This window comes from Colwellia sp. (assembly GCF_013214175.1).
Taxonomy (GTDB): domain Bacteria; phylum Pseudomonadota; class Gammaproteobacteria; order Enterobacterales; family Alteromonadaceae; genus Colwellia.
On record NZ_JABSPA010000005.1, the window covers coordinates 271,907 to 297,886 of the forward strand.

General features: G+C 37.1%; 22 protein-coding genes. 10 read left to right on the forward strand and 12 right to left on the reverse strand.

The features are described from left to right. Positions 1 to 30 precede the first annotated feature (30 nt). Complete coding sequence (locus HRT55_RS14050; protein ID WP_291622230.1) at positions 31 to 456, reverse strand: hypothetical protein; 426 nt, start codon at positions 454 to 456, stop codon at positions 31 to 33. Positions 457 to 973: 517 nt separating this feature from the next. On the opposite strand from HRT55_RS14050, the gene HRT55_RS14055 reads away from it, so the two are divergent. Further along, positions 974 to 1,294, forward strand: a complete 321-nt coding sequence (locus HRT55_RS14055) for a hypothetical protein (RefSeq protein ID WP_291622231.1) — start codon at positions 974 to 976, stop codon at positions 1,292 to 1,294. Positions 1,295 to 1,331: 37 nt separating this feature from the next. Here the strand turns inward: HRT55_RS14055 and HRT55_RS14060 are convergent, their stop codons facing one another. From HRT55_RS14060 to rph, 3 genes are all read right to left on the reverse strand, one after another. Further along, on the reverse strand, positions 1,332 to 2,693 hold the full coding sequence (locus HRT55_RS14060) for an alpha/beta fold hydrolase (protein ID WP_291622232.1): 1,362 nt from the start codon (positions 2,691 to 2,693) through the stop codon (positions 1,332 to 1,334). Positions 2,694 to 2,848: 155 nt separating this feature from the next. Next, entirely contained in the window at positions 2,849 to 3,514 is a 666-nt protein-coding gene (gene pyrE / locus HRT55_RS14065; protein WP_291622233.1) for an orotate phosphoribosyltransferase, read from the reverse strand. Between the two features lie 32 nt (positions 3,515 to 3,546). Further along, entirely contained in the window at positions 3,547 to 4,260 is a 714-nt protein-coding gene (rph, locus tag HRT55_RS14070) for a ribonuclease PH (RefSeq protein ID WP_291622234.1), read from the reverse strand. A 132-nt stretch (positions 4,261 to 4,392) separates the two neighbouring features. Between rph and HRT55_RS14075 the strand changes: the two genes are divergently transcribed. The 6 genes from HRT55_RS14075 (at position 4,393) to HRT55_RS14100 (ending at position 10,956) form a co-directional block, all read left to right on the forward strand. Beyond that, positions 4,393 to 4,968 carry a thioredoxin family protein gene (locus HRT55_RS14075; protein ID WP_291622235.1) on the forward strand — a complete coding sequence of 192 codons (576 nt, stop codon included), beginning with the start codon at positions 4,393 to 4,395 and terminating at the stop codon, positions 4,966 to 4,968. 17 nt (positions 4,969 to 4,985) lie between these two features. Further along, on the forward strand, positions 4,986 to 5,711 hold the full coding sequence (locus tag HRT55_RS14080) for a gluconate 2-dehydrogenase subunit 3 family protein (protein WP_291622236.1): 726 nt from the start codon (positions 4,986 to 4,988) through the stop codon (positions 5,709 to 5,711). A gap of 109 nt (positions 5,712 to 5,820) precedes the next feature. Next, the gene (locus tag HRT55_RS14085; protein ID WP_291622237.1) at positions 5,821 to 7,548 is read left to right on the forward strand and encodes a GMC family oxidoreductase; all 1,728 of its coding nucleotides are present in this window, start codon (positions 5,821 to 5,823) and stop codon (positions 7,546 to 7,548) included. A 115-nt stretch (positions 7,549 to 7,663) separates the two neighbouring features. Then, positions 7,664 to 8,587, forward strand: coding sequence for a DM13 domain-containing protein (locus HRT55_RS14090; RefSeq protein ID WP_291622239.1), 924 nt, complete (start codon positions 7,664 to 7,666; stop codon positions 8,585 to 8,587). Positions 8,588 to 8,710: 123 nt separating this feature from the next. Then, positions 8,711 to 9,574, forward strand: a complete 864-nt coding sequence (locus tag HRT55_RS14095; RefSeq protein WP_291622241.1) for a YicC/YloC family endoribonuclease — start codon at positions 8,711 to 8,713, stop codon at positions 9,572 to 9,574. A 167-nt stretch (positions 9,575 to 9,741) separates the two neighbouring features. Further along, positions 9,742 to 10,956 carry a site-specific integrase gene (locus tag HRT55_RS14100; RefSeq protein WP_287204345.1) on the forward strand — a complete coding sequence of 405 codons (1,215 nt, stop codon included), beginning with the start codon at positions 9,742 to 9,744 and terminating at the stop codon, positions 10,954 to 10,956. 120 nt (positions 10,957 to 11,076) lie between these two features. Here the strand turns inward: HRT55_RS14100 and HRT55_RS14105 are convergent, their stop codons facing one another. From HRT55_RS14105 to HRT55_RS14135, 7 genes are all read right to left on the reverse strand, one after another. Beyond that, positions 11,077 to 11,214, reverse strand: a complete 138-nt coding sequence (locus HRT55_RS14105) for a hypothetical protein (RefSeq protein WP_287204344.1) — start codon at positions 11,212 to 11,214, stop codon at positions 11,077 to 11,079. Then, a complete protein-coding gene (locus HRT55_RS14110; protein WP_287204343.1) occupies positions 11,207 to 12,925 on the reverse strand; it encodes a hypothetical protein in 1,719 nt (572 codons plus the stop codon). Before HRT55_RS14110 ends, HRT55_RS14105 begins: the two co-directional genes overlap by 8 nt. 137 nt (positions 12,926 to 13,062) lie before the next feature. Then, on the reverse strand, positions 13,063 to 13,839 hold the full coding sequence (locus HRT55_RS14115) for a hypothetical protein (RefSeq protein WP_287204342.1): 777 nt from the start codon (positions 13,837 to 13,839) through the stop codon (positions 13,063 to 13,065). Between the two features lie 733 nt (positions 13,840 to 14,572). Next, positions 14,573 to 15,787, reverse strand: a complete 1,215-nt coding sequence (locus tag HRT55_RS14120; protein WP_287204341.1) for a site-specific integrase — start codon at positions 15,785 to 15,787, stop codon at positions 14,573 to 14,575. 85 nt (positions 15,788 to 15,872) lie between these two features. After that, positions 15,873 to 16,964, reverse strand: coding sequence for a replication initiation factor domain-containing protein (locus HRT55_RS14125; protein ID WP_287204340.1), 1,092 nt, complete (start codon positions 16,962 to 16,964; stop codon positions 15,873 to 15,875). Then, positions 16,954 to 17,175, reverse strand: coding sequence for an AlpA family transcriptional regulator (locus HRT55_RS14130; RefSeq protein WP_287204339.1), 222 nt, complete (start codon positions 17,173 to 17,175; stop codon positions 16,954 to 16,956). Before HRT55_RS14130 ends, HRT55_RS14125 begins: the two co-directional genes overlap by 11 nt. Positions 17,176 to 17,292: 117 nt before the next feature. Further along, positions 17,293 to 18,024, reverse strand: coding sequence for a hypothetical protein (locus HRT55_RS14135; protein WP_287204338.1), 732 nt, complete (start codon positions 18,022 to 18,024; stop codon positions 17,293 to 17,295). A gap of 220 nt (positions 18,025 to 18,244) precedes the next feature. On the opposite strand from HRT55_RS14135, the gene HRT55_RS14140 reads away from it, so the two are divergent. Then, the gene (locus HRT55_RS14140) at positions 18,245 to 20,398 is read left to right on the forward strand and encodes an AAA family ATPase (protein ID WP_291622248.1); all 2,154 of its coding nucleotides are present in this window, start codon (positions 18,245 to 18,247) and stop codon (positions 20,396 to 20,398) included. Beyond that, a complete protein-coding gene (locus HRT55_RS14145) occupies positions 20,391 to 22,628 on the forward strand; it encodes a UvrD-helicase domain-containing protein (protein ID WP_287204336.1) in 2,238 nt (745 codons plus the stop codon). The genes HRT55_RS14140 and HRT55_RS14145 overlap by 8 nt, the downstream gene beginning before the upstream one ends. An 85-nt stretch (positions 22,629 to 22,713) precedes the next feature. Here HRT55_RS14145 and HRT55_RS14150 read toward each other — a convergent pair whose 3' ends face one another. Next, the gene (locus HRT55_RS14150) at positions 22,714 to 24,567 is read right to left on the reverse strand and encodes a retron Ec67 family RNA-directed DNA polymerase/endonuclease (protein WP_287204335.1); all 1,854 of its coding nucleotides are present in this window, start codon (positions 24,565 to 24,567) and stop codon (positions 22,714 to 22,716) included. A gap of 598 nt (positions 24,568 to 25,165) precedes the next feature. On the opposite strand from HRT55_RS14150, the gene HRT55_RS14155 reads away from it, so the two are divergent. Then, positions 25,166 to 25,831 carry a DUF480 domain-containing protein gene (locus tag HRT55_RS14155; protein ID WP_291622251.1) on the forward strand — a complete coding sequence of 222 codons (666 nt, stop codon included), beginning with the start codon at positions 25,166 to 25,168 and terminating at the stop codon, positions 25,829 to 25,831. Positions 25,832 to 25,980 lie beyond the last annotated feature (149 nt).

Genomic DNA, 25,980 nt, shown 5'->3' on the forward strand with positions numbered 1-25,980 from the left:
AGCCGTTTTTATCTTTATTAAAAAATTCGATTATTTTACTCGACCGGAGTCTTTGTTTGCCACTATCTTATTAAGATAACGGTCGATGCTAGCTTTAGCAGAAGCCGTTAAACCGCCTTTCCCGTGCTGATCTTTTAATAATGATTCAACTTGTAAAAATAATTGGTCAACAGTTACATCAACCTTAGTTTTTTGACTGCCCATAACGTCAGTATTTTCAGCGCTCTTGTTATGGTTACCAAACAAGTTTAACCACGAGTCACTTTGCTGACCAAAGGCCATTAATTTATGAAAATAACTTTTGGAAAGAGTATGGCCTTTCAAGATATCTATAAGCCCACATATTATTGATACTGGGCTTAACAATAAGTCACGAATGGCATCCATAGCTAGCTTAGCTTGAAAAATGAGCATATCTCTAATCAAGGTCCAACGTGAGATCTCAGGTTCGTGCATCAACTATCTCCCTTCAATACCAATTTCATTAAATTATTACTCACTTGTTCTGGTTAAAATACGCCATGTCAGCGTTACTCTCAATCACACACGCCAGCTATTGCTCAATCGAGCGCCTTGCCCTGATTTATTTTTCCTATACACAACAAGATTACAAACTTAATGAAACTGGTATAACATCAATAAATTTATTTCAATCATTAAAACATTTTTTCACAAAACAATACGGCTAAATATTTGCTATATCTTAAATAACCTTCAACTCTGATTGAATATCCTCTTTCTTTTCAAGTTCAATCACTTTGAACTGTTAATTTATCTAACCTAGAGGCTAACGAGATACTTGGCCCCAGTGTGTTATTAATTTCATCACTCAATACTCTGACCCAGCTTTTCTATTTTTTAGAATGATAAAAATACAGATTACCTCCACATTTTGGCTGCAATTAAATTGCTTAGCTGGGCTTATCACTTGAGTAGGGTATACTTTGCTCACTCATACACATTGATGACTTAAATGAAATTTATAATTCTGCTTCTAACAGCAAGTTTAGCCTTAGCATCATTTGCCTTAAGCGCAAAAAAACCAGCCTCGCAGGATATTAGTCACTTAATTTCTAAAGAAGAGTTTGCCAACTATAAAGATGTCGCAGACTTTATTGCACAGTCACCCAGGGTAACTATGACCGTCACGCCATCAAAGGCCGATATAGAAGAATACGGTCAACAAGTCGCTAAATCATTGACCGGCTCAGATTGCGATAGAGATGGAAAAATGGATGACAACCCAAGCTGTAATGCCATTTTTTATAAGCTTTGGCTGAAATACTCACGTTAAAATCTTTTCTTGATATACACAAGTTAATCACTAACTGCTAGTGAGTAGCCTTTAAAAACACTGTCATGGCAGCAAGCATTTCTTGATAATACGGATTGTAAGTCAGTCTTTGCATTGGTAATTCTCGATTAAGGTTCATTGTTGTTACTTCCCCTTTTATCACCTGCTTATTTTGTTTACACGCCTGATAACGTGCTGCATCTTTAACATAGTGACCACAGTTTCTATATTGGCCATTAACGCCATAATGTGGATTATCGGGAGAATTAGTTGTAGCAATGTGAGCTACATCAAATATCTCATCACATAAGCTCTCAGCTGAACATTCCGGCACAATCACCTGCATGACTTTAACTAATTTTTTTGGCAGTTTGTTGTTATTACCATAATAAATCAACACGCTTTTCTGCATCTGCTCTTGCGGTGATGCTAGTTGCCATTGCTGAATTAACTGTAAGGTGTGCTCAGTATCTATAGTTTGATCATGTTCACTAGCAACGACAAATACCGGAATTTCATGCATTTTCCGACTCGCTAAGGCTTGTTCGCCAGCAACTAGGTTCATTATGGCATCGACTTGAGTCGCTGCGTTATAGGGGAATGACTCATATTTAGCAAAATCTATATCGGCATCTAAATCAAGCCAATCGACAAAAGGAATAGCGTCAATATACTTAGCCAACCAAGCGAGATCACTTTTTGCCTTTGATGCCGGCGACCACATAAATAAGCCCTTAATTTTTTCATCAACATGCTTTTTTTGCATCAAGTAATCAAAGATAAGTGCTCCGCCCGTAGATAAGCCACCAAGGTAGACTTGCTGATAATCATTCAAGGTTTGTTCAATGGCAAACTTTGTCGCTTGTTGCCACTCGTTATAGTCGGCAGTCAACAACTCAGACGGCGCCATGCCATGCCCTGGTAATAACAGCGTGCGGACGGTAAAACCCTGTTGATAGAAAAACTGGCTAAGATCATGAAAAGAAAACGGTGAATCCGTTAAACCATGAATAAGCAAAATAGCTTTGTCATTATGATCTTGAGCTAATTCAAACGGAGCAACTAACTGGCTTATTTGCGGTGTTTGTGACCATTGATTTTGTTTCGCCAATTGTTGGTAGGTATCAGTAACAATCGGACAAGGCATACTAGCCTTAGGATTTTTATTTACAATTTCTTGATAAGTCTGTGTAAGATATTGCTGATAACTTGCTAGCTTTTTAAAATTAACACTGGCTGAAGACTCATTAGCTACTTCCTTAGAAAAGCGATACTTACCCGATTCAATGAGCGCGGCATAGTCAGCTTGAATACTCAGGCAATTCTCCTGTCCCTGAGCAAATGACAAAGTACTTACCAGCCAGAGTAGTAATAGCGCATACCTATTTACCTTTTGCATAATGACTTCCTGTTAATTTATTGATGAATTAGCTGTGCAAGAACGTCATATAGTAACCAAAAAAATAACGCCTTTGCAGCATTATGCGGCAAAGGCGTTAAAATTTATGAAAATTGTCCACAGGCTGATAATTAAATCACTGAAATTCTTATAGCTTAAATACCGTAATCTAAACGATATTTTTTAATACTGGCTAAGTTTTCTGCTAGTTCTGAACTCTCGGCACCTTGAGCTGCAACTTTTTCTTCAAGAAAAGCTACAACATCACCTAAAGTGACAATCGACGCCACTTGCGTACCAAAGTCACGTTCAACTTCTTGAATCGCTGATAACTCGCCTTGGCCTTTCTCTTGGCGATCAAGCGCAATCAATACACCGGAAAGCTGTGCCCCGTGTGCTTTAATAATTTCCATTGATTCACGAATCGCAGTACCCGCAGTGATAACATCATCAACTAACATGATTTTACCCTCAAGATCAGCGCCTACTAATGAGCCACCTTCACCATGGGTTTTAGCTTCTTTGCGGTTAAAGCAATAAGGCACATCCATATTATGGTGATCGTACAGAGCAACAGTCGTGGTAGTTGCAATTGGAATGCCTTTATAAGCTGGACCAAAAATCAAATCAAAATCAATTTTTGCATCCATTAAACTAGCTGCATAAAAACGACCTAAACGTGCTAAATCACCACCAGTTTTAAACATACCCGCATTAAAAAAGTATGGGCTAACTCGGCCAGACTTTAACGTGAACTCGCCAAAACGTAAAACCTGTTTTTCGATTGCGAATTCAATAAACTCGCGTTGATAATCTTTCATAGTTATTTTCCTGTTACTTATCTGAACGTAGCCTAGCTTAATGCAGCTTTTTGTATGTCGAATAATTCGTTGATACCGTTTTTAGCTAGTTCAAGCATGGCTTGCATTTCTTCAAAGCTAAACGGTTCTTCTTCAGCAGTACCTTGTACTTCAATAAGTTTACCGGTATCTGTCATCACCACGTTCATATCGGTATCAGCTGCAGAATCTTCTGGGTAATCTAGATCAGCCACTGCTTCGCCTTTATAAATACCAACAGATACCGCAGCAATCATATGTTTAAGTGGGTTAGTTTTAATAATATCTTTAGCACGCATGTAGTTAAGTGCATCGACAAGTGCTACACAAGCACCGGTAATAGCCGCAGTACGTGTACCACCATCGGCTTGAATAACATCACAATCAACTGAGATAGTATTTTCACCTAACGCTTTTAAATCAACCGCGGCACGTAATGCACGCGCAATTAAGCGAGAAATCTCTAAAGTACGACCACTTTGTTTGCCCATAGCGGCTTCACGACGCATACGTGTATGAGTAGAGCGAGGTAACATGCCGTATTCCGCCGTAATCCAACCTTTACCTTGGCCTTTTAAGAAACGTGGTACACCGACTTCAACTGAAGCAGTACAAATGACTTTAGTATCGCCAAACTCAATAAGTACTGAGCCTTCCGCATGAGTAGTAAATTGACGGGTAATCGTTACCGGGCGAATTTGCCCTAATGTTCTGCCACTTGGACGCATGTGTGTTCCTTTATATAAAGACTGATAAATTAATTCCGGCTATTATAATGCCTATCAGACTTTTTTGAAATATAGTTCAGCAAAGCAAGGTCATGTTAATTGTCCGAGCAATGTATTACATCAGAGAGCACCATGAAAATTATCACCGCCTTAGTTATCAGTTTAAATATACTTTTAAGCGTTTTTATTACCGTAAGTGCTACTAGCAATGCCACGCCAACAGCAATAACAGCGAACTTACCCAGTTACAGTAAAGTCTATGATGAGCAACGCGACCCTTTTAAAGATGCTGCTGCCGCACTTGTCTTAGCAAAAGAAACTAATCGCCAAGTATTGATTGAAATAGGCGGAAACTGGTGTAGTTGGTGCCATAAAATGGATGCCTTTCTCGTTAAAAATCCCGAAGTATTTCAAGCACTACATAGTCAATATGTCTTGTTGAAAATTAATGTCAGTGACAGTAATGAAAATGATGACTTTATGAAATCATTACCGCCGGTATTGGGTTATCCACATATGTATGTCTCAACAGCACAAGGAAAAATGATTTTATCGAAAGATACTGCCGAATTACTGGCCGATAATAATTATTCAAAATCTCAATGGCTAGATTTTCTCACTCAGTGGTCGGTAGAAAATAACGCTACCAGTGCTAAGGTCACCACTAATACCGCCAGTAATATCTCCACTAAAACCACCGCCCAATAATCTGAGGAATAATCAGCTTGCCAACTGTAACTTCTTTTTTTGATAAAAATTATCAAACGCCTGAATTTATCAAAGATAAACAAAAAAAAGCACAACAAAGTCGACGTAGTTTTCTTAAATCGGCTGCTGGCATGGGCGCAATGGCCAGTTTATCTACTTTTTCTGTTAGCGCTAAAGCGCAGGATTCACTAAATGAATCGCTTAAAAGCTTAGTTAAAACCGAGCCTTGGTTAACGCTTGATGCCACGCTTAATCATTTATTACCCAAGTCAGCAACGGGTCCAAGTGCCAGCGAAATTAGGGCGACCGCTTATTTGCATCAAGTGATGACAGTACAACCTACCGAGCAAGATGAAAAAGATTTTATTGTTAAGGGGGTTGGTTGGTTAAATGGTTATGCTAATTCACAAAAAGCAATGGACTTTGCCCTACTAGACTTTGCCGATAAAGAACAGTTACTGCGTGGCATTAGCCAATCAAGAGCAGGACAAAATTGGTTAAATACCCTGCTCGGTTATATTTTTGAAGCTATGCTTTCACCAGAAAGTTACGGCGGCAACCCTAACGGTATAGGCTGGCAATGGTTAGAGCATCAAGCAGGTTTTCCCTTACCCAAAAAAGGTCAACGCTATTTTGAATTACCAACTAGATCTCGGGTAGATATGCTTAGCCGAGAAGATTATGAAAATAAGCGTGTGGCAAGCAACCGCAAAAAAGCCCATCAAGGAACCCGCAAAGCATGACCGTTTCGTTAAATGATGACATTTGCTTCACTTGTAATGACGGTACTGGCCACCGCTACCGAGTTATTGATAACAACGCGTTTACCTCACCTCAATCTTGGAGTTTTCCATGAGTTATGATATTTGCATCATAGGTAGCGGTGCTGGCGCCTCCCCTATTGCCCATCAACTAGCACAAGCAGGCGCTAAAGTATTAGTGCTTGAAAAAGGCCCTTGGTTAACGGAAAAAGAATTCTTCAAAGACGAACTGACCATCAGTATTCATGATGCTTACAATCCTAAGTTAAGTGATGAACAGCACGTTATTGAAGAAGAATATCTTGATGAAAACGATAAGCCGTTTTGGCAAGGTGAAAAAACCAGTGATTCAGGCTGGAGTTGGTGGAATGGCAATGTGGTCGGTGGCTCATCAAACTTTATGAGTGGTTACTTTCACCGGTTAAAGCCAATAGATTTTCGCCTAAAATCTGAGTTTGGTGGAATAAAAGGCGCTAATATCGCCGATTGGCCGATAAGTTATGATGAACTTGAACCTTATTATGCCAAAGTAGAGCGTGAAGTGGGTGTATCTGGCCGAGTGGTTGAACACCCTCATCAAGAACCGCGTTCAACAGACTTCCCTTACCCTCCTATTGCCGAATTACCCATGTCTTCATGGATAGATAAAGCCGCGAAAAAAATAGGTTATCACGCCATTCCAGTACCCAGAGCCATTTTATCTGAACCTGCCATGGGCAGACGTAGCTGTGAATATTCTGGTTATTGCAGCAGTTATGGCTGCTCTTCTGGCGCTAAAGGCAGTGGTAGAGCTGCGTTGTTAAACCATGCGGTAGCATCGGGTAATTGCACGATAAAGGCCAATGCTAAGGTCTATAAAATTGCCAGTGATAAAGAGGGTAAAATTACTGGCGTACATTATTACGATAAAATCGGTCGTAAAAAATCAGTCAGTGCCAAAATATATGTCGTTGCTTGTCAGGCGGTAGAAACTTCGCGCTTATTGCTAGCTTCAACCGGTGAGAAATTCCCTCAAGGTCTAGCGAATAATAGTGGCCAAGTAGGAAAAAACTTACTATTTAGTGGTGGTGGTACTGGCCAAGGTGATTTTAATTATGCTGACCTATCTAAGCAAAAAGTTAATGAATTAAAGCAAGTCGGTCCTTTTATTAATCGCGCATTACAAGACTGGTATCAAATTAGCGACAAAAGCTTTAGCGGCGCCAATAATCAAGGCCAAGCCAAAGGTGGTACTATCGACTTTTTGTTCCACCAAAACCCCATAGCTAGAGCGCGTGGCACACAATGGGGCTTGGATGAAAACGGCGATGACAAATTGCTTTGGGGTGAAGAATTAAAACAAAGCATGAAGACTGAATTCACTTCCTACAAAACCCTACGTTTTGAAGTGTTTAATGATTGGCTACCCACAGACGATTGCTTTGTTAGTTTAGATAACGAAGTGACTGATCAATGGGGTGATCCGGTAGCTAAGGTGCGTATTGGTTATCATGACCATGACCTAGAAGTAGGTGAATACCTATCGAAAAAAGCAGAAAAATTGTTAGAAGCCTTAGGAGCAAAAAATGTTTCGTCTTCGGTTAGCGGTTACCCATCAACAAACTTAATGGCCGGTGGTTGTCGTTTTGGTAATGATCCAAAAACCTCTGTACTTAATAAAAACTGCCAAGCCCATGAAGTTGATAACTTGTATGTCACCGATGGCTCATTTATGCCTACTGGCGGTAGCGTGCCTTACACCTTTACTATTTATGCCAATGCTTTTCGCGTAGCGGATCAAATAAAAACTCATTGGTTAGCATTATCTAATAAGCCTTAATAATTAAGTCGCATTAGTAGAAATATTAAAAAAACTATCAACTTGTGATATTTCTGTGAATAAATACCGTCAATATCGGGTCACCTTATATAATAATCATTATTGGTGACTGGATATGACCTACAAAATACTACTTTCATGCACATTGGTTTTGCTTTTAACCGCTTGCGGCTCAGATGACAAGGCTACAGAAACACAAGCTAACTTAATCCCGACACCACCAACTACTTATACAGGAATATTTTTAGATTCCGTTGTCGACGGACTAAATTATAAAACGGCTAGCCAAAACGGCCAAACGAATGGACTTGGCGAATTTACTTTTCAAGAAGATGAAATGATCACTTTCTCGATTGGCGGCATTGAACTGCCCAGTACACCTGCCGCTCTCTACTTAACGCCATTAGAGCTCTATCAAACAAATGATATCAATAAAATTGAAGTTGTTAACTTATTACGGTTATTGCAAAGTCTAGATTTAGATGGCGACGCCAGTAACGGTATCGAAATTACCGAGTCTACTCACCAATTAGCCGCTAATTTGAATATTGACTTTTCTGCCAGTAATTTTGACCAACAAGTTACTGAGCTAGTCAGTCAAAGTGGCGCAGCTAACCAAGAGCTTATTTCTGCGACAATGGCCATCGAACACTTTCAGTTAACACTAAGTCAAATCAGTAATAACAATTTAACAACTTGCACCACTACACACGAAAAAGTTGGTCATAGTGGCTTCTTCAATACTTTTGCTCACAATGTATCGGGTAAGGCAACAATCATTGATGACTGCACCATCGAAATAACTCAATTTAGTTATGATGGCGGTGGTCCAGATGTTTACTTCTACGGCGCTAAAAATCATCAATATGCAAATGAAGAGGCTTTTCCTATAGGGCAACAAATTAATGGAAAAACCTTTGATAACGCTAGCATAATGATAAAACTGCCACAAAATAAAAGCTTAGATGACCTTAGTGGTCTCAGTGTTTGGTGTGTCGATTTTGCTGCTAACTTTGGCCAGATGGAATTTACTCCTTAACGGCTCCTTAGCTATACAGTAACAGAGCAATAAGGCTATTCATTAAACACTGAATTTCTGGCTAGATGTGCCGAGCTCAGGCATAATCCAATTTAATCAGTGACATTAATAATAAGGCTTACCATGATCTACAGTATGACTGCTTTTTCTCGCATCGAAATTAAAGGCGATTGGGGCAATGCAGTATGGGAAATCCGCTCGGTAAATCAAAGGTTTCTAGAAACTTATTTCCGTTTACCTGAGCAATTCCGTGGTATAGAGCCAGTTTTACGAGAACGTTTTCGCAAACAACTTAATCGCGGCAAGGTAGAATGTAACTTACGTTTCAACGCCAACCCAGCCAACAAAAGTGAATTAGCGCTAAATGAAAAACTCGCCTTGCAACTTATTGAGCATGCTAACTGGATTAATGCACACACGCTGAATAGTCAAGTTAACCCGATTGAAGTAATGCGCTGGCCTGGTGTTATGGAAGCACCTGAAAGCGATATGTCGGCCATTCAAGCAGAATTACTAGCCGCTTTTGACCAAGCACTTAAAGACTTTATTGAAGCTCGCGCTAGTGAAGGTGCAAACCTTAAGGTGATGATTGAACAGCGCCTTGATGCTATATCTGCTGAAGCCGATAAAGTACAAACGTATATGCCAGAGGTAATTGCTTGGCAGCGTAATCGCATCATTGAAAAATTCACTGATGCTAAGATTGATTTAGATTCTGGCCGTGTTGAGCAAGAGTTAGTTTTATTAGCGCAAAAAATGGATGTTGCCGAAGAGCTCGACCGTTTAAACAGCCATGTTAGCGAAACCAAAAAGATACTGAAAAAAGGTGGTGCTCAAGGCCGTCGTTTAGATTTCATGATGCAAGAATTTAATCGTGAAGCGAATACATTAGGCTCAAAATCTATTAATACCGACGTTACCGCCAGTGCAGTAGAGTTGAAAGTATTAATTGAACAGATGCGTGAGCAGATTGCGAATATAGAATAGTAATCCATAAAGTTCCAAACAGTACCAAACCATATGAAAAGCCTCGTTATTCGGGGCTTTTTTATGTCTGCTTGTTTTATTACGTTCGATAAAGTTGTATTATTTGTGGTGGGCAAAGTGGTGGGCAAAAACTTTCATACAAAACCTAAATGGTGGGCAAGTAACTAATGACAACTATAACTGCAAAACAAATACAAAAGTTTGTTAAGGGTGAACCTAAGCGACATGCAATAGGTGGTAGCTTATATCTTGTTGTTAGAAATGCAGCGACACCCTATTGGATGTTGCGTTATACAGCAAACGGTAAAAGGAAAGAAATGACCTTAGGGCAGTACCCCGACATTTCACTATCTGATGCCAAAGCCGATGCTGCAATTAAAAAGCGGGAAATAAACCTAGGTTCAGATCCACTTCTAGCCAAAAAGCAGGTTAAAGAGCAATCCATTAAGTTAGTAGATGACCTTTTTGCAGACTGGTATGAGAACGATCTAGCCAAAAGGCTGAAACACCCAGGTATCCCCAAGCGCATTTACACTAAAGATATTAAGCCTGTAATTGGAGACTTACCTATTGCTGAAGTGAGCGCCTTAAGTATTCGTAAAATTATTCAAGGCATATCAGACGCTAGACCTACCGTTGCTAATGATGCTCTGATGTACATGAAGCAAATGTTTCGACATGGCTTTAAGTTAGACCTACTTACACATAACCCTGCAAACGCATTTACTGTAAGCGATGCTGGTGGTGTAGAGAAAAGTCGGGATAGATACTTAACTATTGAAGAAATAGAGCAAGTATTTGGAGTGTTAAAGAAAAATATTGCTAAGTTTAATCGTGATAATTACTTAGCCTGTGCATTACTAATAACCTTAGGGGTTCGCAAAAGCGAGCTTTGCTGTGCTAAATGGGATGAGTTCGAGCTTGATAAAGCTTTGTGGAATTTACCTGAAGGCAGAAGTAAGACAGGAGCACCAATTACCATTCCACTACCTATACAAATCATGGAATGGCTAAATGAGCTAAAAATAAGAGCATGTGGCTCTGATTATGTATTCCCTGCCCGTCGAACCTCTAAAAAGCCTCACATGGGTGACGACACGCTAAATAGAGCTATTTCATCAATGTTTGGTCATGAAGCTGGGCGGAAAGTACAACCAGTAAATTTAATGGGTGATATTAAGCCATTCGCCCCTCATGATTTACGGAGAACATTTCGAAGCTTGGCTGCCGCTTTAGGAATTCAAGGTCATGTTGCAGAGCGATGTTTGAACCATAAACTAAAAGGCATTGTAGGTACTTATAACCGTCATGATTACTTAGACGAACGGCTAGCTGCGCATACCAAAATAGCTAATTATCTTGCCAGCATAATAAACCATTAATGCCTAGAACAAATATACTAACTTCGTTTCGTATTTGAAATTCACCTAAAAAAACACACAAAAAAGACCTGTCGATGACAAGCCTTAAATAGCATACAAGTACCTAGAATAAACTAGGGTTTAAGATCGCTTTACGGGATTAAGCTCTTCATCAGAATAATCTCCGGATGCTAGGATCTCAGCTGCCTTGTTATCAATAACCTCTTGATCATGAAGATCATCAAAAATATAGCTAGAATTTTCTAGAAAATCACCCATTGCTTTCTCCAATCTCGCCACTTAACTGCGAATCTTCAATACTTGTTGAACCTATAGTAGCAAAAGAAAGGATGTCTTGCAAAAGATTGGCATGATAACGGTGTACCATGTCATGTGCGACAATCTTTGATAAAGCAAAGTTTAACGGTGTAGTAATATGTTCAAATTGCTCTTGTTTTTTCGGGTTACCCATCATCAGGTCAGTTTTATCCCGATAGATATTTACTACGCCCATTACATATCTAGATGACTTATGGATAACATCATATCGACTAAGCATTAGTGGTAGGGATATGATTGATTTAGCTATATCTCGCTGATTAAAATGCCTTTCAGCTTCATCGATAATTTCGACGGGTGTCATTTGCTCTTTTCGCCATTTTTTTATCTCTTTTTGAGTGTTATTGATAAATTGACACTCTACTTCGGCAACAGCTCTGGGGGCTCCAAAGCAATTATAATTTTTCTTATCTTCACCCAGAAAAAATGGCAACGAAAACGTCTTAATATCAGGATCTTGGTCGAATCTTATTGGTACGAATTCACCCTGTTCATTTATCTTTATGAGCCCAGTTTTCTCGCTAAAAACCTTTACAGAATGTTCCTCGTGCAAGGTCAAATAGTGCTTAATATTGGGAGCACCTGCTCCTTTCAGCACTGCTGGAACATACCTGAAAGTGTCTTCACGCGATAGTTTCTTGTCAGTAACGTTGTATTTAAGCATCAAATTGGCACGGTAAATATCTTTATTTTTGCTAGACGGAATTATGCCATCAAATAGGGCAGCAAGTCGTGCGTAAGCAATCAATATAGCTCGAATATATTCAGCATTGAATTCTTGAGCACTTTTCAGTTTATTGATCATTTTGGTGATCTCTGCTTTATTTTTCAATACATTTACTTTATCTAATTTACCTTCAATTGAATCAATACCTTTGAAGACAGTCTCTTCATCAACACCAAGTACGTTTTTTGCGAATAGAGTTGCCTGCTTAACACTGTTACTACGCTTGATGATTGCCTGTACGAAGTCGTCAGCAACATCGACATAATTAGATAATATGTTTGCAAATCCATTGGGAGGAGCAAACCGAATGATGTCTTCTAACTTACCAAGTTTATCTTGGTAAACTTCCTGATTAGCGCGATCTTCGCCGTGCTTTTTTTTCCCAATAGCTATTTGGCTTAATATGAATACAATTATGCAGAGTGCTAAACTAGCCACAACAATTGAGAAGCTAAAACTTGTCCCACTTGACATTAAGTTATCGCTGATTAGCCATTGGTTGATAGCAGACGAAATTATTGAGAAATATATGCCTATGGCAAAAATAAGAAAATATAGTGTAGATGTACACGCAGGACTGCTCAGCCATTGAATATTAAATCTAAGTCTTAAAAACGCGGGGGTTCGATTTCCATGCTTATCAAATTTGTAGACTACAATATTCCATACCCCTATGATAAGGGTAGTTATATATAGCCAATGTAGAAAGTAAGTACTATTTATTTTATTCAAGAAATAAAGAGCAATTCCCCAAGATCCATCACTAGTCAATGATGTCATTGTCACCTGTGAGAAAGAGAATGAAACATTTTTCACAATTAAAAAAAGAATAAAGTAGAAAGCCGCATTTAAAATTAAGGTGAAGTAGCTGACTACCTTGCAACCTAACCATTTCCAGCTAAGTCCTTCATTTTCTTGTTCCATTTCTATTCCCTTCTAAAATTTTAGCCATGAATGGTAAATTAAAGCTACGTCAATATCCAATAAATTAAAAAAATACAAGAAAAAACAAAGTAAATAGCAACGTGATAAATTTTCCTATGATTTCACTTCAACTAAATTTATTCGGCATTGTTGACATCAATTACGCCAATCCCTTCTTGTTCCGCTGCGATTAATAACAATTTCAAATGTACATTGAAGTGATTTGTCTCTAATAAAACCACATATTCTTTCAATGATGTCACATCATTTTCATAATCAAGTATCATATTAGATAAAACAGCTGGGCACTCCACACTCTTAGCCAAGTTATCAAGTAAGTAATAAATAAAACACAAGGGGTCGTAAGCATAACCATATAGATCTAATTTATCTTCCATTTGGTGGGCAGCATCACCTGAAGACAATAACAAAGTAGAAATCAAAGAGTCATAGTCAACTTCACCATCAATTCTTCCTCCTCTATCATTACGAATTACACTAATAGGGAAATGCTCAAACATAAACTCTTTAGCCGTTTCCAGTAATTCGTATGGACCAGAAAAGCCTAAACCTTCTTTCCCATTAGGGAGTATTACCCATTGACCTACTCGGCAATAGGTTTTTAACATTTCCTCGAAATCTTGATGATTTCCTTGTGTAATTTTTGTCACGCCGCACAGATAATTTTCATTCATAAACCCAAGATCATGAACTGATGTATTATCATAACCATGCCAACATTCACCATCTAATATGATCCCCGAGCCAACTTTCCTTGTGACTCCGTTATACATGTCATTCACTTTGGCTTTATCGTTGTGGGTTTTGTTATTAGCATTTTCTGCTGTAAGTACATTTTTCTTAGCTTTTAACAGTTTTTTTTTGCGTTTTTGGTCTTTAGTTAACTTCGTCATAATTATCACTCGCACTCATAGAATACATAATTGAACCAGATTTTTAAGATATGTAATCTATATTTATAACTCTTATCTGTCAAAGATGCGATTACACTACACAGTTGTTTTAAAAAGAGTTTTTCATACAATTTCCATGTGATTTTCATGTAACTTTCATATCAAAAAAGTATTTACTAAGTATTTCTTAAATATTTACTAGGTATTTACTAGGTATTTACTAGGTTATTTAACGCATTGTTATATAAGTACTTTATTTTTCCTGCTTATTTTAATGAATACAGGTCAATACCTACTTAAAGATCTTGTTTTAAGGAGCAATTTTTCTAGTTTATTTAGCCAAAAATAAATTAATTTATTTTTATCATTTACCTTTTACGTGAGAATTAAGCTATTTATTTTATAAGTGATGATAGTACGGCTCATATTTCTCCGGGTTATAATAATTCTTCAATTACCTTTTATTTGTCCACATAAATAAAAATAACCAACTAAAAATAGGTCAATCAAAGTGCGCATTAGATTTAAGTGCGCAAATGACAAATTCCTTTTGTCTATTGGCCTCTAGCCAAGCAGGTGTTTTTTTAAACACGCATAGGGTGCGCGGAGCCCTAGAAAATCCACCTTCAATATTTTGTCCTACGCTTAGTAAATACGTGCTTTTCGATTAACTATTAGTTCAAGGATACAATGAAGTACTCTAAGCTATTGATGCAACGATATAAAAGCTCAGTTACCGCTTCGGTGAATCTAGCTTATATCTAGGTGTTAAACCTTGCTGCTCTAGCCAGTTACACCACTTATCTAAAGCTGCTCTGCAATTAGGCAGCGCAAGGGTTTGAATGTACGTTTGGTCTAACTTCTTTAACGTGTGATTAAGCAAGAACTCGGCAACCATGTAATCAATGCCTAAATCCATCCAACAAGAGCGAGCAAACTTCCTCAAATCATGTGCAGACCATTGTTTATTGGCCATGGTAGATATAACCGTTGATGCATGATTAGGGGATTTAGCTTTGCTTCGGTTGTTTTTTTGATGAAACAAATATGCTGACTTACCTTGTCTGAGTTGATACTTTCTATATAACCTCAGCCAAATGATAGCTTGCTTAGTTAACGGTATCGAGTGTGCTTTCTTAGTCTTGGTATCTTCTGCAGGTATTCGCCAAAGCTTCTCCTTAAAATCAAAAGTCTCCCACTTAGCATTAACGGTTTCACCTATTCGGGTGCCATGCATCAGCAGCAATACAAAGAGTATTTGATGTTCTAATGTTTGTTTAGGTAATGCTCGAATAGCTGAAAGTAAAGCTTTCTTGGTTAACCTTGTTGCTTTATATCGCGGCCGTTGATTCGTAAATTCTGCCAACGTACATTTAAACATGGCACTATCGTTAATTAGCTCGACTTGTCTCGCCCTCTTCCTGGCTGCATTAAACACAGACAAGACGTTATCCACAGTAGATAAAGACAGTTTGCTTTGTAAGGGTTGAAACAGTTTTTCATCGACTAATGAAAGGCTCAGTGTATTTATCTCAATTTCTCCCATTAACGGCAATAAGTGACGCTTAATACAGGAACTTTGGTTCTGCTTGGTATGTTGAGATATCGACTTATTACTTCTTAGTCTTGCTTGGTACCACGTTAATAACTCTTTGACGGTAATAAACTCAAGCTGATCAGTCACGGTTTCTTTTAATGCACCCTCCTGAAGTAGCTTTTGCATTTTAATTAACGAATTTTTGGCAGATAAAGCCGGGTAACAACCCAACTTTATCCATTTTGTTTTACCTTGTTGATGGGTAACACCATAGAAAGTGCCTAACTCCCGATGGTGTTTATTGTAGCGATAATAAACCGAGTGCCGGTTATCCCTTAACTGGTTTACCGCTGTATCTAATTGGTTTACTTCAATGGCATTATTGGAAAGGTTTAATCGTACTGTTGTCATGTTAATAACCAGGTGTGAGCAGTTTAAACATAACGACTAACTAGTATTTGTCGCTAAATTTAAAACTAATTTCTGTTAAATACGATTAATTAAAGATGTAGCTGCTCTTATCATTCTCAGTAATAAATGACGGATAGCAAAGGTTATCTTTTTTACCTTTACGTATAATCTTTTGAACGATAACTTCACTCGTTAAGCCTCTGTCAACCGCACCAAATATCGTTTTCCCTACCTGGTGTTTGGCATAAGCTAGTTTGTCGCTAAGCATTTTATCAGTAGCTTTAATCACCTCTCTTTTAATAACACGCGGTGTCACATGCCTTATTAACCGACGATTAGCTTTAGGGTATGCGCCAACAAAGAACTCATCGGGGTTAAATAATGCATCAAAAGGTATGGGTTGTGATTTCCTAGCACGTAGCCTAACCTCAAAACGAAACCAGTATTTATATTCAAAAGAATCCTCTGGATACCTAAGTTGCTTACCTTTTTCATAGCCAATGATTTGTTTCGATGAGTGCCGTGATCCAATAACCATGCTTTTGCCACTGTCACTTGAAATATCCCCTCTTTGTGGTTTTACTCCTGTATTTGCTGAATATAATCCTCGGCTGTACGCTTGTTGCATAAACCGTAATCCATGCTTTTTTTCAAAGGTATCAACCGCGATATCGATTCTTTTTATTTGTACTTCCATTGATTTAGCAAAAGCTTCAAATATAAAAAAATAATCGATATGGGTATTAGCGTAAGTACAACCTACACCGGTTAATTCCAACTGAATAAGATCATGAGTATCATTCCATTTAATAGCGCCACAAAACTTTTGAGTAGCGTCTATTGTTTGAAGCAAGCAGCCTTGATCAAAGTACTTTAAGTTAGGCTCTGTTAATACAGCTTTAAGACCTATCTTGTTTAACCAATTTACTAACACTTCACTTGATAACTGAAACTCAAGATCCGTTGTTGGTTTTAATTGAATAGTTAAATAATCAATTCTACTTTTAATCTGATGATGCGTTAAATGAACACAATCTGTAATCCTTGTTTGATCTGTGACGTTCTCTTCTGATCGATGAGTTTTATTACGATTAGTAGAGAAGGTTGTCATGTCGAATGCCTTATTGATGATCTTAGGGGTTGTTTGAACCCGCTCTGTTAATGGATTAATTAGCATTACAACGCTCCTCCATCCATTTTAAGAGTGATTTCAAATCCCAGGCGATCGCTCGTTCTGACAGTTTTATTCTTTTTGGAAACTTACCTTCTTTTTCAAGTTCCCAACGACGGGTTCTTGAAAGTCCGGTTATTAGTTTGCATTCGGCTTCTCGAACGAAGCGATTAGTTGAATTGATTCCAGTATTGAAACCAGTGATACAAGCAGTCATTTTATTCACCTTAAAAAATTATGTTCGAATTTGAACGAGGTGAATTTTTAATGATCTTTGGTGAAATGACACGTGTGGAGTAGTAGTAGGAGCCGGAGTACTAGTACTCCAACGTTTTTACTGGGCTGTAGAGGGGTGGTTTTCAGCTAATTCTTTTATTACTTTTCTTGGCTTATGTACTTTTTCACCCTTAATTAGCTTGTTGAAGTCTCCTAACCATAACTCTATTCTTGAATGCATGTGACCTTCATTATTAATTTTTGCATTCATCGGGCCGGATAAGTAATAAAACTCTTGAAAATGTTCTTGGTTAAATTTAAAAATATTAGGCTTACCCAGTTGCAGCCACTTAACTACAACCGTCACGATTAACTCATCTTGGCCTTTATACCTCTCTCTCATTCCAGTTGCTCCTGCTTGGCCTTGCAGCTCCTTTACGGAAATAAGCAGCTTCAAACTTTGTTGAGCTCTTTCAAACATTGCTCTGCAATCAAGTAGTATATTTTCAGTGTGAAATTTATAGCCTAAAAAATCACAATCAATAGTCAAAAGAAATGCTGCAAAGGCTAATGATAAATCATTTAAGTCTACAGACTCTTGTTCTTTCGCTACACAATTAATGTTTTGTAAACGTTCTATGAGTTCACTAACAGGCATCTCTTTATTAATATTAATGTGTTGCTGCATTTGCTGAACACCATTAATAATTAGTTGGATACTTTCTTCTTCTGACAGCTTTAATTTTTCAATTGCTGCTTCAGTATCATCAGAATGCTTATTTAAAACATTATCAATGTCGATTTTGATTAAGTCATGTAATTCAGGTGATAAGTATTTATATTGATTCATTTGAATGGGTTTATTTTTTAAAAAAATATTCTGTCATATAAGATTATTTAAGTCTTCAGGAATCATGAAAAACATCTTTGAATTATGTATGGCTGAAAACAGTAATTTCTGATCAACATGATCCAAAAGACCCTTGAAATATAAACTATTAGTGCTGTATTCATACCGAGAGTAGGTATAAGATGCTAACTATATTAACAAGGATGTGGAAGAAATAACTATGTACATAAGTAACCTTACAATCGAAAATTTTAGATGCTTTGGTAGTAAAAAAGATAAATTAAAGCTTCCTTTGTTATCTGGTTTGAATACCTTAGTTGGTGAAAATGATGCTGGGAAAACGGCAATTATTGATGCATTAAGGATGCTATTGGGAACTAGAGATCAAGAAACTATACGACCTCAAGTTAGTGACTTCCATTATCTGAATTCAACAACACAGGCTCAAAATTTTACAATTGAGGCTGTGTTTTCTGAATTATCATCTAGAGAACGAGCCAACTTTCCGGACTACTTAACATATCAAGCTGATGATGAAGACAACCCTGCAGTTCTTCATATTACATTGAAGTCATCTTTGATAAATGAAAAAATGAGAACGGTAGTTTATGCAGGACTTCATACTGGACCCCATGGCCTCAAGGAGCTGGACCTAAAAACAAGAGAAAAGATTAGAGTTACCTACCTACGCCCACTACGCGATGCTGAAAAAGAAATGGATGTAGGTAGAAACTCACGAATATCTAAAATTCTGAAAAAACAATCAAATATAGATGCTGGTGAAAAACTAATAGACCTCGTAGATGTAGCGGACGAAAAGTTTAGTGATGTAATAAACAAACTGGGGATTGTTGGGATTGCCCGTTTAATTAATCAATTATTGGAACAACAACCTGCTATAAACAATACGACCAAAAACTTAAATGATAACTTTCTTCAGCCTCTTCAAATGGATGGTGACAATTTAACTGCAAGACTTGGTATTGGACCAGATGCAGATGATGAAGCTCTTAAGCGGCAAATGTTGGAAAAAATAGGTATTACACTTGAAGGAATTGGTGGTAAACGCGGTTTAGGTTCAAATAATCTATTATATATTGCTTGTGAGATGCTGCTGTTAGCAGATTCTCAAGATGAGCCAGCATTATTAATTATAGAAGAACCCGAGGCTCACTTACATCCTCAGCGTCAATTGAAGTTAATACAATATTTGCAAGAGCGAATAAAAAGTCATCATGCTGAACATAACGTACATCTCCAAATTATAGTGTCTACTCATAGCCCAACATTAGCATCAAAACTCCCTATTAAATGTATGTGTATCGTGCACAAAGGTAAAGTTCTTCCTTTGAGGGCTGCAAATTTACATGATAATAATATTACCTTCTTAGAGCGCTTTATAGACGCTACTAAATCTAATCTGTTTTTTTGTCGTGGCTTATTGATTGTAGAAGGTGATGCTGAAAACTTACTAATGCCTTCACTATCTAAAATATTGGGGGTCGATTTTACTACTACAGGTGTCTCTATTGTAAACGTTGGCCATACTGGCCTTAGTCGCTTCGCAAATTTATTCTCTGGAACTGATCAATATCCGAACCCTGGAATAAATGTGGCATGCCTACATGACTTAGATTTAATCGAATATTCTGTTGCAAAAGAACTCGCATTGAATTGTGTCTGTGGAACAGATGAAGATACTATTCAATCAGCTTGGAATAAGGCTAAAGAATCTATTGGTGCTACAGAAGGCCTCGAGTTTTCAACTTTAAATGAATTGTTACCTCTTAATATAATTTCTGGACTCACAGACGATCCTTTTTCTGCTAAAAAATTAGAAAAGGCAGAGAGTAGTAACTGTTACAAAGGAGATAGCGTTAAAGGTTTTTATTCAAAACCTTGGACATTGGAGTACTCTCTTGCATATCACGGTTTAGGTGAGGAGCTGACAATAGCTGCCTGTTTAGCAAAAGCTGAGAAGTCCGCACAATATGATCCGTCTAAGCATCAAGTAATAAGTAATATTGCTAAAAAATACTATGAGTACCTAAAAAAACATTATGCTGACCAAGCTATTATTGCAGGTAAAGTTTATGAGTTATTTCTCAGTCCTATCAGTATTTTTGATGCACTTCCTGCAGAAGAGTCAGCTAAACTTATTCTGAAGAAAGAAGCATCAAAAGCTGCTGCAGGTCAAATTTTAGGTGTATTGCTTGAAGACATAGACACCAAAATGAAAGAATCAAATCAGACAGAACGAGATCGTATTAAACATTGGAAAAATGTTCTACCCGATTCTGTGGTCGATGCTGTATTTCATGTAACCCCAACTTATTCACCTACAGCCCCATCTAAAGTTGACTGTGATGAGTAGCATTCATTCTTTTTTATCTTGTGACTCAGCCTTATCCAGCAAGCCTTTTTCAGATACAGATATTAAGTGGGTGGAGTCAATTTTAGGGTTAAATCACGGTTTTGATAAGCATCAGCTCGATGTATTACAGAATATAGATAACCTAGATGTTGAAGCATGTCCTGGTAGCGGAAAAACAACTGTACTAGTAGCTAAGCTCGCTTTATTAGCTCGTTATTGGAAGCCAATTAATCAAGGGATATGTGTATTATCCATGACAAATGCTGCCAGAGATGAAATACAAGAAAGACTTGGGGGGACAGCCGAGGGGCAAATATTATTGCACCCTCCGCATTTTATTGGGACCATACATAGTTTTTTTAGTGAATTTTTAGCCAAACCATATTTAAATTCTAACGGGATGGCTATTGTAAGTATTGATGATGATTTTTCTCGGTCACAAAGGCTTAAAACACTCCAAAAAAAACCTTATTTAATTCTGACAGATCATCTTTTAGCTGAACAAAGAAAAAAACGCACTGATATAATTGAAAATAATAATCCGACAACTCAAAAATACGCCGACGCCAAGGCATGGCTAAAAAACAAAGATGAGGAAACGCTCGAAGAACAACGTTTAGGAATTCCTGTCCACTGGCGAATGATAGATACAGTATATAATGTTTCAACTGTTCAAGGTCAGCCATTAGACTTACCTGACAGTCTCCTTCCCATATTGAGGAATGTAATTAAAGAGGTAGTCGATAAAGGAATTTTTGGGTTTAGTGATATTTTTCTTTACTCAAAAGCTTTAATGAAATCGTCAGTGGTGATTTTCAATATAATACGAACACGTTTTCCACTATTACTCATTGATGAAGCTCAAGATACTTCCTGCTCTCAAGCAGAAATAATCTATGATTTATTTTTGGCTGATAAGGGTTCTAACAATGAGAAAGTGATTCGGCAGCGCTTTGGCGATGCTAACCAGACAATTTATACTTTCGAAAAACCTATGGCAAGAGATGGAGTTGACCCCTACCCTTCACCATATATAGCTAAACTTACAATACCAGTAAGTCATCGCTTCGATCAAAGTATTGCAGCAATTGCATCAACATTTGAAACTAACCCATTACAAATACCAATGCGAGGCATGAGAAAAGAGGTTGCTGAAGGTAAAAATCATTGCATTTTAATTTTCAACGAAGAAACCAGAAACCAAGTTATACCAAGCTTCGCAGAATATGCCTTGAAAGAACTTCTTAACCAAAATATACAAGACTCTCAAATTAGGGTCTGCTCCCATATACATAAAGCAAAGGATGACAAACCTTCGGGTGAGGAGTTCGCAAGGACTATTCAAGATTATTATTCGCCATATATTGCTGAGAATATGACCAAGGAGTATCAACAACACAAGTATTTTATTGATTATGTCCGTCATGCTCGCTTTCTTGTTAAAGAAACAAAAGATATTAAGATAGGAGTCGATAAAATAGCAGAAGGTATATATAAGCTTTGCTTAATACTTAATGAAGAAGTCTCTTCTTCTACGATTGGTTCTCCCTTTTTTAGAATTAAATCTCTAAATAATAAGCATCGTGCTATCTCCAATGAAATTAATGAGATCGATTTTTATTCATATAGTGAAAAAGCAATAGGTTTCTTATTGCTGAACTCTAAAATAATCGAAACAAGTTGGAGGGAATTTTTAATGGTCGTTTGTAAAGTTGTCAATTTCTTACTTTCACAAAAAAATATAAAATTGGATGAAAATAAATTCCTTAAATGGAAAGAAGAAGATGAAGCTTATGAAAGTCAAAAAGACGAACATTGGACAGGGATAGAGAAAGGTAATATATATCGCCATCAAATTAAAGGAGATGAGTCGAAAACCATAGACATTAAGTTAGGAACGATACATTCAGTAAAAGGACAGACACATACCGCAAGTCTATTACTTGAAAGTACCAATAGAGGTCCAATTTTAGGGCAACTGAAAAGTTACCTATTAGGCAATGACGAAGCTAAGGACTCTAAAGGTAATAAGAGATCTTGGCTCAACACCTTATATGTAGGGCTAACTAGACCTACTCATCTTATATGTTTGGCTATACCTGAAAGTCATAAGAAATATGCCAGAGCGAAAGCCCCCGTGTCTTGGACGGAAGAAGACTTTGAAAGCTTAAAGGCTATGGGGTGGAAAGTAGCTAGGGTCAAAAAAGATTCTGATCTCGAGTTCATCTAAGATAATGATTAATTAAATATTTATTTGTTATAAAGCTCACTTCTTTATGTTCGACTAAATAAGTAACAGATTAATAACCTGTTACTTATTTAAGGGTCTTGTAATGCTCAATAACCTTAGTAATCGGATCTAATAACGATTTGAATTTCTTAAAGTTAATACGCTTCTTTTGTGCTTTTACAATATGTGTCGCAAAAGCATCTTTACTTAAATCAGTTCTTGAATTTCTTTTTCGTACCGTGTTAAAACATTTACCGTTCGAATGCTTCATAAGTCTAGTTTTTCTATCGAAGAAATACTCTATATCTGTTTCTTTACCTGAGCTATTTAAAGGGGTAAAAATAACGTAAAGATTTAAAGTTATATGTAAGAAAGTTGCTTTTCTAATGTCTTTTTTAGGATCTAATCCATCAGGAAATAAAGATATCTTGTTGTGAAAACTTTTAGACTGCAACAAGTTTACAATTTGCTGTGGCCCTTCGTCATTATCTAAAAAAATAATAACGGGGTGCTGTGGCTTAGGTGCTTCAAATTGTTTTGTATTTTTCTCAAAGTTGTCAATAAAGCCTCTTAAGTAATCCGCACCACCGAATAACTCTAATAAAAATCGAGTCCGTTTAGAGTATTCAACAAAGCGAAGTAATAATTTATATTTTTTGTCTTTGATAGTGGCTAAAGAAGGATAGTTAGCTTGTAATTCACTTATGGCAGATTTTAAATAAACGTTATCAGTTTTACCTTCGCATAAAATAGTTGGTTTATCGTTTCCATAAAATAAACGATAAAATAAAAAATGACTAAAGGTCTTTTCCCTAGCCGAAAGTAACAATTTAGTATTTTTCCCATGATTTTTAATGGTATATTCTGGAATAAATGGTGCTTTTTGTCGCATACGGTTGTAATGATCAACTTGATCGATAAAGTTAAGCTGTCCTTCTAACTCATTTATATTTCCGTCAGTTTCAACATTATCTTTAATTGAAGTAAATTTACCTTTTTTAAATAGAGAGTTACATTTTGCTCGTGCAGTTCGCCAATACTCTTTTTTAGTATTCGGTTTTTTATTAACGATAAGCCCTGTAACATCCTGCCTTGAATCTTTATATTGGATGCGAGTTTTTTTATCATTTATTGAAAAACCTGCACGCTCAATTTCCCAGATTAATTCTTTACCCGGTATGTAAGCATCCGCATATTGATTCATTATTTGATAAGGGAAAGTTGATTTATTGGTAGAGAATGTAATATCGTCGGCATATCTAGAATAGGTACACTTGTACTTTTTAGCTATTACAGCCAAACGAATATCTAAGCTATGTGTAATTAAGTTTGTAATAACTGGGGAGCAAGGACTTCCTTGAGGGAGCTTTCTTTCGTAACAAGCTATTTGTGCAATTACCGTTGCAATCTTTTTATTTAAATTAAAATTTCTATTTGTCATAAAAAAGGCACATACACGGCCAAAACTAAAGCTGTCAAAAAAATTTTCTAAATCTATATTGAGTACATTTTTTTTACCTAGATGCATCATCGCATTAGTTATGATTGAGCGATCCCTAACAAAGCCATGAGATAAAGAGGGTTGCTTAGATTCAGCTCCTGGAATCTTAATTTTCAAAACTTTAGCAGCATAGTCTAGATCTTTTTTGTTTCGCATTTTGGGCGAAGCAAGCTGAGATTTTGGAAATTTGGAAGCATTAATTTCATCAATACAATCTAAAAGCAAATCAGATAACTTTTTTTGTAAGCTTTTTAAGTCAACTGATGGTGCTTTTATAATACGTTTACCACCCGATTTTTTCTTAATTTCGAATTGGTGATATTGATTTTCAGGTCTGATGATGTAAAGACAGCGAGTCAAAAAACTAGGGTTGACGCCTAATGCTTTGGCAAAACTTGGTCTTGTTGTAATTGATTTTAAGTGTTCAAGTCTTGACATCGAGAAGTCCATGTATGAGTGGTGGCTTATGGGCACTCCTTGGCACTAACATACTGAAGATACAACTTCGAAATACTACATGATGCAATCCTGACGGATCATTGTTTCACTGTTCGCGAAACGCGAACGAAAAATCTGCCCATAAACCAAAAGCATAGTTACATATAAATAATTTATAATCAATGCCTTAGGGTTGATTTAAAGTACCATATTCAATCAATTAAGTTCTATACTTTCAACTCCAGAAGACTTTTAGAGAAAGGTAATTGTTCTAAAGATTGAAAAATTTAGCTAATTAGCGCCTACCTAATGGTGGGCAATATGGTGGGCAAAAAACCAACCCCGTTATAAACAAACCCCATCACATTGATTTATAACAGTTATGCAATTTAAATCAACAAGCAGATTGCGAATATAGAATAATTTTTAAGAAAATATTTATCTTAAAAAGCCATAGTTAGCTTTGAGCTTAACTATGGCTTTTTTGATCCATCAGCAAAGAGGCTCTTTTCACTTAACAATCAAGTAGATTAGTGTAGTAATGGTGTAAGTTGCTTGCTATAACATCAGTAAAGATTTTTATTAGGATGCCTTCAATATGATTACACTATCCGCAGAGCAATGCCGAATTATCGGCGTAATGCTAGAGAAAGAAACCACTACGCCCGAGCAATATCCACTTTCGCCAAACGGCATTCTTATCGGTTGTAATCAAAAAAGCAATCGTGAGCCGGTCATGTCTCTTTCTGAAGGAGATATTCAAAACCTTATCGATGAATTGGTGCAAATGAATCAATTGATGGTCGATCAAAAAGCATCAAGTCGGGTGAATAAATACTTCCATCGTTTCTGTAATACCGAATTTGGGAGTTTACAATTCACTCCCCAACAAAGAGCAATTATTTGTGTGTTATTGCTGCGGGGCCCTCAAACGCCTGGTGAATTAAGAACTCGCACCAATCGCCTAGCGGATTTTTCCGATGTTAGTGAAGTAGAAGCGACCTTAAACGAACTGCAAGAGTTAAACGGACAAGTATTAGTTAAAAAACTTGCCCGTGAACCAGGAAAGCGTGATTCACGCTACGTGCATTTGCTATCCGATTTTGATGAAACAAGCTTTATTCAAGCCGCCGACACTCAAATCAAGCCAACCTCCTCAGAAGATAAAGCTCAATTAGCTCAAAGGGTAATAGAGTTAGAGTTACAAGTTGCTGCATTAACAGAGCAAATGGCTAGATTAACTGAGCTATTAGACAGTGAATGATTGATGATTTAGTTTGCATAGTCTTAGTAAGAAAAAAGTAAGCATCCTACGCTAAGTTCGGTGCTTTTTTCTTATTAAAAGCTGCGACAAACTGAGCTTATGCTTTTGAAAAATAGATTTAATCTGTCCGCGCAACACAGAACAGTATA